The organism is Streptomyces sp. NBC_01092 (assembly GCF_045039535.1).
In the GTDB taxonomy this organism is placed as follows: domain Bacteria; phylum Actinomycetota; class Actinomycetes; order Streptomycetales; family Streptomycetaceae; genus Streptomyces.
The window spans coordinates 8,298,429-8,310,985 of sequence record NZ_CP108659.1; the positions used below are offsets into that span (position 1 = coordinate 8,298,429).

The 12,557-nt window shown below is 69.5% G+C and carries 9 protein-coding genes; 3 read left to right on the forward strand and 6 right to left on the reverse strand.

Annotation, left to right across the window (positions count from 1 at the left end):
* From OG254_RS37610 to OG254_RS37635, 6 genes are all read right to left on the reverse strand, one after another.
* Positions 1-843 (reverse strand): carbohydrate ABC transporter permease, encoded by an 843-nt coding sequence (locus OG254_RS37610; protein WP_405591016.1) that lies wholly within the window; start codon positions 841-843, stop codon positions 1-3.
* Entirely contained in the window at positions 840-1,805 is a 966-nt protein-coding gene (locus tag OG254_RS37615) for a carbohydrate ABC transporter permease (protein WP_405591019.1), read from the reverse strand. Before OG254_RS37615 ends, OG254_RS37610 begins: the two co-directional genes overlap by 4 nt.
* A 20-nt stretch (positions 1,806-1,825) precedes the next feature.
* Positions 1,826-3,091 (reverse strand): ABC transporter substrate-binding protein, encoded by a 1,266-nt coding sequence (locus tag OG254_RS37620; RefSeq protein WP_405591022.1) that lies wholly within the window; start codon positions 3,089-3,091, stop codon positions 1,826-1,828.
* A gap of 231 nt (positions 3,092-3,322) precedes the next feature.
* Positions 3,323-5,182 (reverse strand): glycoside hydrolase, encoded by a 1,860-nt coding sequence (locus tag OG254_RS37625; RefSeq protein WP_405591025.1) that lies wholly within the window; start codon positions 5,180-5,182, stop codon positions 3,323-3,325.
* Positions 5,183-5,193: 11 nt separating this feature from the next.
* Complete coding sequence (locus tag OG254_RS37630) at positions 5,194-6,441, reverse strand: ROK family transcriptional regulator (RefSeq protein WP_351186050.1); 1,248 nt, start codon at positions 6,439-6,441, stop codon at positions 5,194-5,196.
* A gap of 208 nt (positions 6,442-6,649) precedes the next feature.
* Positions 6,650-7,903 carry an FAD-binding protein gene (locus tag OG254_RS37635; RefSeq protein WP_405591028.1) on the reverse strand — a complete coding sequence of 418 codons (1,254 nt, stop codon included), beginning with the start codon at positions 7,901-7,903 and terminating at the stop codon, positions 6,650-6,652.
* A 262-nt stretch (positions 7,904-8,165) separates the two neighbouring features.
* Here OG254_RS37635 and OG254_RS37640 point away from each other — a divergent pair, with 262 nt between their 5' ends.
* From OG254_RS37640 to rsgA, 3 genes are all read left to right on the forward strand, one after another.
* Complete coding sequence (locus OG254_RS37640) at positions 8,166-9,485, forward strand: radical SAM protein (RefSeq protein ID WP_405591031.1); 1,320 nt, start codon at positions 8,166-8,168, stop codon at positions 9,483-9,485.
* A gap of 190 nt (positions 9,486-9,675) precedes the next feature.
* Positions 9,676-11,160, forward strand: coding sequence for a cellulose binding domain-containing protein (locus tag OG254_RS37645; protein WP_405591034.1), 1,485 nt, complete (start codon positions 9,676-9,678; stop codon positions 11,158-11,160).
* Between the two features lie 245 nt (positions 11,161-11,405).
* Positions 11,406-12,497 carry a ribosome small subunit-dependent GTPase A gene (rsgA, locus tag OG254_RS37650; protein WP_405591036.1) on the forward strand — a complete coding sequence of 364 codons (1,092 nt, stop codon included), beginning with the start codon at positions 11,406-11,408 and terminating at the stop codon, positions 12,495-12,497.
* The last annotated feature ends 60 nt before the right edge of the window (positions 12,498-12,557 follow it).

Below are 12,557 nucleotides of genomic sequence, written 5' to 3' on the forward strand. Positions count from 1 at the left end.
TCAGCCCTTGATTCCGGTCTGTGCGATCCCCTGTACCAGCCAGCGCTGGAGGAAGAGGAACACGAACACCAGGGGCAGGATGGAAATGGCCGTGGCCATGAAGATCAGGTGGTAGTTGACGGTCTGGTTCGTCATGTACGACGAGAGCGCGACCTGGACCGTCCAGGCGCTCGGGTCCTGGCCGATGACCAGCGGCCACAGGAAGGCGTTCCAGCCGTTGATGAACGTGATCGTGGCGATCGCCGCGAAGAAGTTCAGCGAGTTCGGCACCACGACACGCCAGTACGCGCCCCAGTGGCCGAGCCCGTCCACGCGTGCCGCCTCCTCCAGTTCTTTGGGGAACCCGAGGAAGTACTGCCGGAAGAGGAAGCAGGTGAAACCACTGAAGAGGCCCGGAATGATGAGACCTCGGTAACTGTCCACCCAGCCGAGGGACGACACGAGGACGAAGCTGGGCACGAACGTGACGGCCGTCGGAACCATCAGGGTCGCCAGGACGGCGTAGAACACCTTGTTGGCGTGCCTGTACGGGATGCGGGCCAGGCCGTATCCGGCCATCGAGCAGATCAGCAGGATGCCCGTGGTGTGCAGGACAGCGACGACCACGGAGTTCCACAGGGCACGGGCGAAGTCGACCGTGACGTCGTCGAACGGCTCGGTGATGTTGCCCCACTGAATGTCCGTGGGGAACCACGTCCACTCCTCGCCCGTGATCTCCGGGTCCGTCATCAGGGCGTTGCGGACGATCAGGTAGAAGGGGATCAGGAAGAGGAACGTGGCGACGCCGGTCGCGACGCACAGCCCGGTGTTGCCGAGTACACCCTTGCCACTCTTGGTGCTCACTTGGACTCCTCACCCCTTCCGAAGCCCATGATCTTGCCCTGGAAGAGCGTGACGACGCAGATGAGCAGGGTCAGCACGACCGCGCCCGCGCTGCCCGCACCGTAGTTCTGGTTCTCGCCGAGAGCCATCTTGTACAGCTCGACCAGCGGGGGCTGGCCCCAGGTCGCCTTCGAGAGCAGGTTGAAGAACTCGTCGAAGGCCTGGTAGGCGGCGATCAGCAGGAGCAGGATCACCGCGGTCGAGGTGGCACGCAGCTGGGGCAGAGTGATGTACCGGAAGGTCTGCCAGCCCGGCTTGGCGCCGTCGATGGCGGCGGCCTCGTACAGCTCCCGCGGGATGTTCTGCAGCGCCGCCAGGAACAGGATCATGTAGAAGCCGGACTGCAGCCACAGGCGTACGGTCACGATGACCAGCCAGTACCAGGGCGGGTCGGGGACCGCGAGCCAGGCGATGTTGTCGATGCCGAACCAGCCGAGGACGGTGTTGGCCAGGCCGAAACGGACGCCGTTGAAGAGGGACATCTTCCAGATCAGCGAGGCGGCGACATAGCTGACCGCGGTCGGCAGGAAGAACACCGAACGGAAGAACGCCCGCATGAACCGCAACCGGTTGACCAGCATCGCAAGGCCCAGCGACATGGCCCAGGTGGCCGGCACGATGAACGCGGCGAACACGGTAAACGTGACCAGGGAGTTCAGGAAGTCCGTGTCGGTGAGGATCTGCTTGTAGTTGTCGAAGCCGACGAACTCGCTCGGCGTGACCGTGAAGCGTGCCTCGAAGAAGCTGAGATAGATGCTCCAGCCGATGGGCACGAAGACGAAGATCACCAGGCCGATCAGGAACGGACCGGTGAAGAGCCAGAAGTTGAGGGTGCTGGACGCCCTCAGGCCCCGCCGCGGCCGGTCCTTGGAGACCTTGGCCGGGGCGGGGGAGGCGACCTCGCGTGAGGTGGTGGTCGACATGTCGAGATCCGTCCGGCGGCCTATCCGAAGAGCTTCTGGAGCTCGGCGTCGACCTTCTTCTCGCAGGCGGCGAGCTGGGCCTTGGGGTCGCCGTCCTTGCGCACGGAGTTCGCCATCACGTCGTTGAACGAGGCGATCATGGCCTGGGTCCAGCCGATGTTGTCGAAGTGGCCGAACTCGTTGAACAGCTTCACGCCGTCCGCCGGCAGACCGGACTTCAGCTTGGTCGCGGACTCCGCGAGGGACGTGCGCGGCGGGATGTGGAAGCCGTACGAGGTGGCCCAGTCCTCCTGGTACTCCTTCTGGTCGAGCCACAGCCACTTGACGTACTCCTTGGCCGCCTCGACGTTCTTGCCCTTGGCGTTGACGAACATCGACCAGCCGCCGTTGTAGACCGACTCCTTGCCGGCCGAGCCGACCTTCGGGAAGGGGAAGACGCCGATGTCGTCGCCGAGCGCCTGCTGCATGGCCGGAATGGCCCACATGCCGCACCACTGGATCGCCGTCAGGCCCTGGGTGAAGGCCGAGGGGTCCCACCACTCGGTGGGGGCGCCGAGCAGCAGGTTGCCGCTGGTGAACAGGGAGCGCAGCTGCTTCAGGCCGTCGGCGACGGCGTCGGTGTTGAAGGCGGGCCTGTTGTCCGCGGTGAGGGTGTCGGCACCGGCCGACCAGATCAGGTTGTGCTGGACCGGGGTGAGGTCGCTGCCGAGGAAGGCGCCCTTGACCTTGCTGGTGGTGAGCTTGTCGGCGGCCTCGATCAGCTCTTCCAGCGTGGTGGGCACCTCGACCTTCGCCTTCTCGAAGAGCGAGGGCCGGTAGAAGAAGAACTGCGGGTCGTCGATCATCCGGACGCCGTATATCTTGCCGTCGACCGTGTGCGACGTGATGTCGGCCTGGTTGAAGTCGCTCTTGACCGGCTCGATGATGTCGGTCAGGTCCGCCACCTGACCGCTCTTGATGAGCTGGATCTGCGGGTGGAACTCGAAGACGTCGGGCGCCTTGTCGGTGAGCAGCGCGGCGAACAGCTTCTGCTCGAAGTTGGAGCCGGTGATCCACTGCGTGGTCACGTCGGCGTCCTTGTACGCCTTCGCGTACTTCTTGATCGCCTGCTCGGTGCCCGCCTCGCCGTACGCGTGGAAGTACTGCACGAGGCTCTTGCCCGAACCGGACCCGCCCCCACGGCCGTTGTTGCCGCCGCACGCCGCGAGCCCGCCGGCGGCGGCCAGGCCCATCGCGGCCCGCAGTACGGTCCGGCGGTTGAAGTTGCTGTTGCTCGATGCCGACATGGTGACGTCCTTGTCTCGAGTGCGGCTGCGGCGCTCGGCCCCAGAGGGAGCGGCTCGGCGCCAGATGGCTCAAATGGGGGTGCGGTGCGGGACGTTAACCTTCGGCTAAGGCTTCGGCAAGGGGTTGGACGAAGTCGGCACGAAGCGTTGCGCAACGTTCGGGATACCGGACGTGAGGGGGTTGCGGGCCGTCGCGTGGACGGCCCGCAACCCCCTTGCCCGAAAGGGGAGTTACTGCCGGAACCAGGCCTGGTTGGTGCCGCCGTTGCAGGTGTACACGCCCACCTTGCTGCCGTCGGCGGTCGCCTGTCCGCCGACGTCGAGACACTTGCCGGACGCCTCGCTGACGATCTGCCCGTTGGAGTTCAGCAGCCACCGCTGCCCGGCGTCACCCGTGAAGTCGGCGGAGGCCGCGAGCCCCGAACCGCCCACCGTCAGATAGCCGTTCACGCCCAGAAGCGCACCCCGCCCGTTGTACGACCAGGACTGCCCGGCCTCGCCCGTGCAGGCGCCGATCACCGCACCCGAGGCGTCCGCCGTCAGGCACTTGCCCGACTGCTCGCCCTGCCAGGCCCCGGTCACGGCCGTGGTGGCGCCGTACGGCGTCTGGTCCAGGACGTACGTCGTGATGGAGCGGGCCGGCAGCGACGCGGACATGGTGCCGCCCTTCACCGCGGGCTTCGCGACGTTCGCCCAGTTCTCGTCGGCCGACGTGCGGACCGCCTGGGTCGCGCGCAGCGGCGACCTGCTGTTGAAGTGCAGGTCCAGGGCCGTGTCGGTGGTGTTGTGGTTGTTGACCACGGCCACCCACTTGCCGCCCCGGTCGTACACGGACGCCTCCACACCCTCCGGCAGCCCCGTCACGTCGTGCATGACCGAGCCCGGCTTCACGAACTTGCTGTACTGGCCGAGCGCGTAGTAGCGCTTGGTGAAGTACAGCGTCTGGTTGCCGTTCGTGGCGTAGTTCGGGTCGTAGTAGATCAGGCCGTCGTTCCAGCCCTGGTCGTTCTTCGCGAGCGGGTCGGAGCCGATCATCTCCGACAGGGCGACCCACCAGTGGAACGCCGAGTCGTGCGCGGTCGCGAAGTCCTTGTAGATGATCCGGGAGAGGTTCAGACCGCCGTCGATCGTCGGGTCGTACTCCTGCGCCCAGCCCGTGCCGCCCTTGCCGAAGCAGCAGACCTCCGTGGACCAGGCGGTCTTGCCGGCCGACTTCGACGTCTCGTACACCTTAGCGCGGTTGGCGTCGGAGGGGTTGTCGTAGGTGTGGTGGGCCAGCTTGTCGACGTACTGGGCGGTGCCCGGCTCATGGATCCAGCGCGGGACCTCGTCGTTGAACTTCACCGTGCTGGTCGACTCGTCGGCGATGATGCCGGTCCTCTGCCCCCGGGCCTGCTGCTCGGCGCCCAGCGCCCGCACGATGTCGTCGCGCTGCGGGACGTCGACGAGCATGCCCTCCTGGCCGCAGGAGTCGAAGCTGTTCGTCGGCTCGTTGAAGGGGCTGATGTAGTCGAGCTTCACGCCCTGCTTCGCGAAGTGGTCGGTGACGTCCGCGACGTACTTGGCGAAGTCCTGCTCGTTCTCCGCCTTCAGATAGCCGCCGCAGCTCTTGCCGTTGGTCTTCCACGCGGCCGGCGCGGTGTTGACGAAGCCGATCAGGTCCTCGACGCCGTACTTGGCGGCGGCGTACAGGAACGTACGGCCCGCCTTGTCCTTGCTCCAGTCGTACGTGCCGTCGTCGCCCAGGAAGTCCTCGGCGGCGCGCGGGGCATAGGTCACGCCCGTCCCACCGCCGCCGATGTTGTAGCGGTACGCGCTGAGGTCGAGGCCGCCGGCGGAGAACAGCAGCCTCGCGACCCGGGCCTGGACCTTTGGGTCGAAGTTCTTCAGATCGTTGACCCACCACGCGCCGGAGGCACCGATGTTGTCGATGGCCTGGGCGGCGTGCGGGGAGACCTCGGCGGCCGGGGTGCCGGCGGCGCCCGCGGTCGGGGCGGATATGAGAGGGCCCGCCACAGCCAGTGCGGCAGCGGCGGTCAGCGATGCGGATCTACGGGGGTGGGGGTTCCTGCGGGGGAGAGTCACGTGCATCCCTTCCGTCGTCACGAAGGTGGTGCGGTACGGCTCCTTGCGGGGGTGGTGCGTTTTGCGGCAGTCCTCTGGCCCACGGTCTGGAGCGCCCCTTCGAGCGCGAACGTCGCCGCGCCCAGGCACACCGGGTCGGTGGGGATGGCGGAGAGGACGATCTCGGTGGCGGCCAGCGGCCGCCTGAGCGCGTGCCGGGCGACGGCCTCGCGCACCTCGTGCAGCAGCGGTTCACCGAGCGCGGCGGCGACCCAGCTGCTGAGCACGACGACTTCGGGGTTGAACAGGTTCACCAGGTCGGCGATCCCGGCGCCCAGATAACGGGCCGTGTCCCGGACCACCTTGAGCGCCACCGGATCCTGCGCCGCGATCCCGCGGGCCAGCGCGTCGATCGTCGCCGTCTGGTCCTCCGGGTGCAGCAGAGGGCTGTCGGCGGCCAGCTCCCGCAGGTTCACCATGATTCCGGGCGCACCGACATACGTCTCGACGCAGCCGTGGTTGCCGCAGTGGCACAGCCGCCCGTCCAGCACGAGCGTCGTGTGGCCCCACTCCCCGGCGCTGTTGCTGACACCCCGGTGCAGCCCGCCGCCGAGCAGGAGCCCCGCGCCCACACCGGTGCCGAGGTTCACCACCACGGCGTCCCCGCGACCGCGCGCGGCCCCGAACCACAGCTCGGCCACGGCGCTCGCGCGCAGCGGGTTGTCCATGTACAGCGGGTAGGCGATGTGCTCGGCGAGCAGATCGAGCAGCGGCACATCGTGCCAGTCCCAGTTGGGCGCGTACTCGGCGACGCCGGTGTCCCGGTCCACCTGCCCCGGCACGCTCACCCCGACGCCGAGCACCCGGGCGCCCTCCACCCCGGCCTGCGCGACCACCGAGCCGACGGCGGCGGCGACATGGCCGACGACCTGCTCGGGGCGGCTCTCGCCGGGGCGCATGTCCTCGTCGGCGCGCGCCAGGACGTTCAGCGCGAGATCGAACAGCTCGACCCGCACGTACGTCTCCGCGATGTCGACGCCGATCAGCGCGCCACCGGAGGCGTTGACGGCCACGAGCCCCCGGGGGCGACCGCCGGCCGAGTCCTCGAACCCGACCTCCGTGATCATCCGGAGGTCGAGCAGCTCGCCCACGAGGGTGGCGACCGTGGCGAGACTGAGGCCGGTGGCGGCCGCCAGCTCCTGCCGGGAGGTGGGCGACGCGGCGATGATCTGGCGCAGCACCTCGTAGCGGTTCGCCGTGCGGATGTCGCGTGAAGTGCGCTTCACCGGGTGCCCCCGTCCCTTCGCTCGGGCCGGGTCGTCGTCGGCACCGGCGCGGCGCCAGGCTATGGTGTGCGGCGGACTTTCGACAAGGGGTTAGGAAAGGGGCTGTAGAAAGTCTTTCCGCTGGATGCGCCAGGTGTGGGGGACTGGCGAGTATCAGCCGCGGGCCAGTCGCGGGTCGTTCGCGGGTCAGTCGCGCATCATGCGCGCATCAGGCGCCGAGGATATCCCGCACGAACGCGTTGGCGAACTTGCCCTCCGGGTCCAGCTCCCGCGCCAGCGCCCGGAAGTCCTCCAGCCTCGGATACCGCCCCCGTACGACCTGCGCCGGCACCGCGAACACCTTGCCCCAGTGCGGTCGCGGCTCGAAGGTGGCCAGCGCCTCCTCCAGCCGCCGCACCACCGGCAGTACGGCCGCCGTATCCTCGATCCAGGTGAAGTGCAGGGCCACCGTGTCCCGTCCGTGGGCAGGGCTCAGCCAATGCTCGTCGGCCGCGACCAGGCGCACTTCGCAGGTCTGGAGCACGGGGGCGACGGTCCCCCGGATCCCGTCGATCGCGCGCAGCGCCGCCACGGCGTGCTCGCGCGCCAGCAGATACTCCGACTGGAGCTCGGCCCCGCTGCTCGGCGTGAACTCCGCCCGGAAGTGCGGCAGTCGCTCGTGCCACGGCCCGGGCACCCCGAACTGCTCGGTGCAGTTGACCGCGGGCATCCCCGGCACCGGGTGCAGCTTCTCGGTGGCGGGCACGGCCCAGGGGAAGTCGGGCAGCGGCTGGTCCGTGCGGCGCTTGAGCCACACCTGCCGAAAGCCCGGCGCGCCCCAGTCGGTGAACAGGCTCACGCTGTACGCCGACGACATCACCGTCTCGAACGCCGCCAAGTCCAGGCCGTCCAGCGGCAGTTCGGTGAAGACGTGCTGCTCGACGTCGAAGGACGGCTCCAGGTCGAGGGTGAGCGCCGTGACGACGCCGAGGGCGCCCAGCGAGGTGACGGCGCCGCCGAAGCGCCGGTCGCCGCGGCCGATGGTCACCACCGACCCGTCCGCCGTGACCAGCTCCACCTCCCGCACGGACGTGGCCAGCGAGCCGTTGCCGATGCCCGACCCGTGGGTGCCGGTGGCGACCGAGCCGGCCACCGAGATGTGCGGCAGGGACGCCATGTTGGGCAGTGCGAGGCCGTGCGCGTACACCGCGCGGGCGAGCTCGGCGTACCGTACGCCGCCCGAGACGCGCACCGTACGGGCCGCACGGTCCACGTCGATCACCGGAGGCAGATCGGCGATCGACAGCAGGACGCCCTCGGGGCCCGGCTCGGCGATCTCGTTGAAGGAGTGCCCGCTGCCCAGCACCCGCACCCGCGTGCTCCCGGCTACCAGCGCGCTGATCGCGTCGATCGAGTACGGCCGCTGCAGCTCCTTGGCGGTGTAGGTGATGTTGCCCGCCCAGTTGGTGATCGTCTCCGTCATCCTCGCCGTCCTCCGGGGTGAGTGCCTGTGCGTCGACCCTCTCATCCGCGGGTGCCTACCGTAGAGAACGTTTTCCATACCGACCACAGCGGACGCACCCGCCCCACCGGTCCGACCCGGAGGACTTCACGGCGCGCCGGACGAGTCTTCCCCGGCGAGGAGATGCCTGACAGATACACCCAGGAGGGGACCCGATGCGGCCCCGGCCCGGTCGGGGGCATACCGTGAGGAGTCGTACGCCTGAGCCGGGAGGAGATTACGGATGGGCAGCCGCACCGCACTGGTCGAGGACCTGATGGAGCGATTCCCGCACGTTCCGCGGGAGGCCGTCTTCAAGGAGGATCTGCTCCGTGGCGGGGTGGCCTTCGACCCGTCGGCCCTGAGCGACAACGAGGGCGGCGAGGTCAAGCCGAAGTCGTACTTCATCTTCTCCTTCGACCACGGCACCCTGCCCGAGCTCGGCGAGGCCGCGCTGCGTCGCCCGCCGGAGGAGATCATCCTCACCGGCGGCCCGTACGACCTGCGCAGGACCGTCGTCTCGGTGCGCGTGAACCCGACGTCGCCGTACCGCGTGGCGGCCGACGAGGACGGGATGCTCGGGCTCTACCTCGACGGCAAGCGCATCTCCGACGTCGGGGTGCCGCCCATGCCGGAGTACTACCGGCACACCCTCTCCAACGGGAAGTCGGTGATGGAGGTCGCCCCGACCATCCAGTGGGGCTACCTGATCTACCTCACCGTCTTCCGGGTCTGCCAGTACTTCGGCGCCAAGGAGGAGTGCCAGTACTGCGACATCAACCACAACTGGCGCCAGCACAAGGCGGCCGGGCGGCCCTACACGGGCGTGAAGGACGTCGACGAGGTCCTGGAGGCCCTGGAGATCATCGACCGGTACGACACGGCGAAGACCTCCACCGCCTACACCCTCACCGGAGGCGCCATCACCTCCAAGCTCCAGGGCCGTGACGAGGCCGACTTCTACGGCATGTACGCCAAGGCCATCGAGGAGCACTTCCCGAACCGCTGGATCGGCAAGGTCGTGGCCCAGGCCCTGCCCAAGGACGACGTCCAGCGCTTCAAGGACCACGGCGTGCAGATCTACCACCCCAACTACGAGGTGTGGGACGAGTACCTGTTCAAGATGTACTGCCCGGGCAAGGAGCGCTACGTCGGCCGCGACGAGTGGCACAAGCGCATCCTCGACTCGGCGGAGATCTTCGGCGCGCGCAATGTCATCCCCAACTTCGTCGCGGGTGTGGAGATGGCCGAGCCCTTCGGGTTCAAGACGGTCGACGAGGCCATCGCGTCCACCACCGAGGGCCTGCGCTTCTTCATGTCCCAGGGCATCACGCCCCGCTTCACCACCTGGTGCCCCGAGCCGACGACCCCGCTCGGCAAGGCCAACCCGCAGGGCGCGCCGCTGGAGTACCACATCCGCCTGCTGGAGGCGTACCGCGCCACCATGGACGACTTCGGTCTGTCCTCGCCCCCCGGCTACGGCCCGCCCGGCCCCGGCAACGCGGTGTTCTCGGTGAGCTCCTTCATGGACAGCCTGCCGGCGGAGAATTCCGCCACGGTGTAGCTGAGACGGACGAGGCCCGCGCCCGTACAAGTGACTGCACTTGTGGGGGCGCGGCGGTCTGTCATGACATGTGAACACGGCGCTTGTCAGTTGTGTTGAATACGTGAAAGGCTTTTGCCCTGCCGCGAGGTTCCCCCCAACTCCATTGCCAATATGGCGAGTTGACCTCGCATGTGGATGCAGGAGACCCATGCCCGACCTGCCGACTCCCCAGGACGCCACCGAGGCCGCGCTGTTCTCCGAGTGCTGGGACGCCGTGTTGTCGTACGCCGACCTGTGCACGGCCGGGTCCTCGGCGGCCAACCAACTGGCCGCCGAGGCGTTTTCCGCCGGCATACGCGAGGCCCGCGAGGCCGAGACCTTCCGCAGCGCGGGCCGCCGCCCCGCCCGCCTGCCCCGGATCCCCCTCCTCCTGACCGCCGTACGCACCACGGCGGCCGCCTGGGAGGAGAGCGGGCAGGGACACAAGCTGGACCCCGACCTGCGCCTGTGGCTCAACTCCGACAAGGCCGCCCGCTACACCGGACTCCCGCTCCAGCGCCCGCTCGCGCTGCGCGGACTGCGCGACCTGCAGGAACCGGACGCGGCGCTGCTGTGGCTGGCCGAGGTGGAGGCGCTGCCGCAGGCCGTGGTGGCCCGCCGGCTCGGCCTCGACCCGGCCACCGTCGCCGACGAACTCGCCGAGGTCCGCCGCCTGTTCCGGGACCGCTGCCACCGCAACCACCTCGACACGCCGATGGACGCGCGGTGCCGCAGCTACGCCCGCCTCCTCGACGCCGTCACCCGCTCCCACGCCGCCGAGGCGCCCGGTGACCTCTCGCGTCACCTCGCCACCTGTGTGCAGTGCGCCGAGGCCGCCGCCTGTCTGCGGCTGCACGGCGGCGGGCTGCCCGGCGCCCTGGCCGGCGGTGTGATCGGCTGGGGCGGCCTCGCCTACCTGGAGCGCCGCCGCCGGGCCGCCGAGGTGCGCCTCGGCGCCGGGCGCTCCGACCCGGCGGACGCGGGACCGCCGGACCCCGGCGCGCACAAGGCGCGCGTCGTGCGCAGCGGCCTGCTGGTCGCCGCCGTCCTGGTCTCCGCGCTCGCCCTCGCGGTGTCGATGATGCCGGGCGGCTCCACCGGTGACGGCACCGTGGCCGGCGGCGCCCCGTCCGAGGGGCAGCCGGTCGCCGACCCCGGCTTCTCCCTGCCGGTCACGGCCGCGACCGGGCCGCGGCCCACGGACTCGGCCGGCTCCGCGGCCCCGTCGCGCAGCGGTCCGCGCGAGGACTCGCCCGAGCCGAAGGACCCCGAGCCCGAACCCCAGGGCACGCAGTCGTCCACGGCACGCGAGGACGACCCGGAGCCGTCCGAGAGCGCCTCACCGACGTGCGAGGTCGCCTACGACCTAGTCAACGAGTGGCCCGACGGCTTCCAGGCCACGGTCACCGTCAGCACCGAACAGGCCCTCGACGACTGGCGCGTCGCCTGGTCCTTCCGCGACGGCCAGGAGGTCGGCCAGATGTGGGACGCGAACTTCGCCCAGAACGGCTCCCGGGTCACCGCCACCGCCGCGGACTACAACAGGACGGTCCCCGCAGGCGGCGAACTGGCCTTCGGATTCCTGGCCTCCTGGGAGGGCGAGAACTCACCGGCCTTCGACTTCACGCTGAACGGCGACGACTGCACGTCATAAATCGGTTGACGGGCCTTCGCGGTCCCGGGCTAGAGTGACGGCGGTTCAGAGCGGTGGCCGACCGGCCACCGCCGTCGAGCGGACGTATGTGAGGAGGTGTCGACCGATGGCTGTCTTTGCGACGAGCGTTGCCCGCATCCAGATCATCAAGTCCACCTCCGTGGCCGCCGGCTGAACCCAGAATCCACTTCCTTCCGCGCCCGTGTGCGCGGCTGCCGGGGCCTGTCTTCGTGAAGGGTCACCCGTTGACTTCCACCTCTGTTTCTTCCGCGTTGGCTCCCTACGGCTGGGACTCCTCCTGGGCCGACGCGTTCACCCCGTACGACGCCGAGGGGCTGCTGCCCGGGCGCGTCGTTCGGGTCGACCGCGGGCAGTGCGACGTCGTCACCGCCGACGGTGTCGTACGCGCCGACACCGCGTTCGTCACCCCGCACGATCCGATGCGGGTCGTGTGCACGGGCGACTGGGTCGCCGTCGAACCCGCGGGCAACCCGCGCTACGTAAGGACGTATCTGCCGCGCCGTACCGCCTTCGTACGCTCCACCTCCTCCAAGCGGTCCGAGGGGCAGATCCTCGCCGCCAACGTCGACCACGCCATCGTCGCCGTGTCGCTGGCCGTCGAACTCGACCTCGGCCGTATCGAGCGCTTCCTCGCCCTGGCATGGGAGTCCGGCGCACAGCCGGTCGTGGTCCTCACCAAGGCCGACCTCGTACCGGACGCGGTGACGCTCTCGCACCTCGTCCAGGACGTGGAGACCACGGCGCCGGGTGTGCCGGTGCTGACCGTCAGCGCGACGATGCGGGACGGGCTCGACGTCCTTACCGCGGTCGTCGGCGGCGGTACGTCCGTGCTGCTCGGACAGTCCGGCGCGGGCAAGTCGACGCTCGCGAACGCGCTGCTCGGCGAGGACGTGATGGAGGTCCAGGCCGCGCGTGACGTCGACGGCAAGGGCCGCCACACGACCACCACCCGCAACCTGCTCGCCCTGCCCGGCGGCGGTGTCCTCATCGACACGCCGGGGCTGCGCGGTGTCGGGCTCTGGGACGCCGAGGCCGGCGTCGGCCAGGTCTTCTCGGAGATCGAGGAACTGGCCGGCCGGTGCCGCTTCCAGGACTGCGCGCACGAGAGCGAGCCGGGGTGTGCGGTGCTGGCCGCCGCGGACGACGGCGAGTTGCCGGTACGGCGACTGGAGAGCTACCGCAAGCTGATGCGGGAGAACCAGTGGATCGTGGCCAAGACCGATGCGCGGCTGCGGGCCGAGATCAAGCGGGACTGGAAGCGGAAGGGGGCGGAGGGGCGCGCCGCGATGGAGGCGAAGCGGGGGCGTACGCGGTGACGGTTGTGGTGTCCTCGCGGCCGTCTGCGGGGGCTGCCGCCCCCGCACCCCCGCTTCGGC

Excerpts from the sequence above, each read along its gene's own strand:
- OG254_RS37620 (WP_405591022.1), bottom strand. The coding sequence starts at position 3,091 with ATGTCGGCATCGAGCAACAGCAACTTCAACCGCCGGACCGTACTGCGG.
- OG254_RS37640 (WP_405591031.1), top strand. The coding sequence starts at position 8,166 with ATGGGCAGCCGCACCGCACTGGTCGAGGACCTGATGGAGCGATTCCCG.
- OG254_RS37615 (WP_405591019.1), bottom strand. The coding sequence starts at position 1,805 with ATGTCGACCACCACCTCACGCGAGGTCGCCTCCCCCGCCCCGGCCAAG.
- OG254_RS37635 (WP_405591028.1), bottom strand. The coding sequence starts at position 7,903 with ATGACGGAGACGATCACCAACTGGGCGGGCAACATCACCTACACCGCC.
- OG254_RS37645 (WP_405591034.1), top strand. The coding sequence starts at position 9,676 with ATGCCCGACCTGCCGACTCCCCAGGACGCCACCGAGGCCGCGCTGTTC.
- OG254_RS37625 (WP_405591025.1), bottom strand. The coding sequence starts at position 5,182 with ATGCACGTGACTCTCCCCCGCAGGAACCCCCACCCCCGTAGATCCGCA.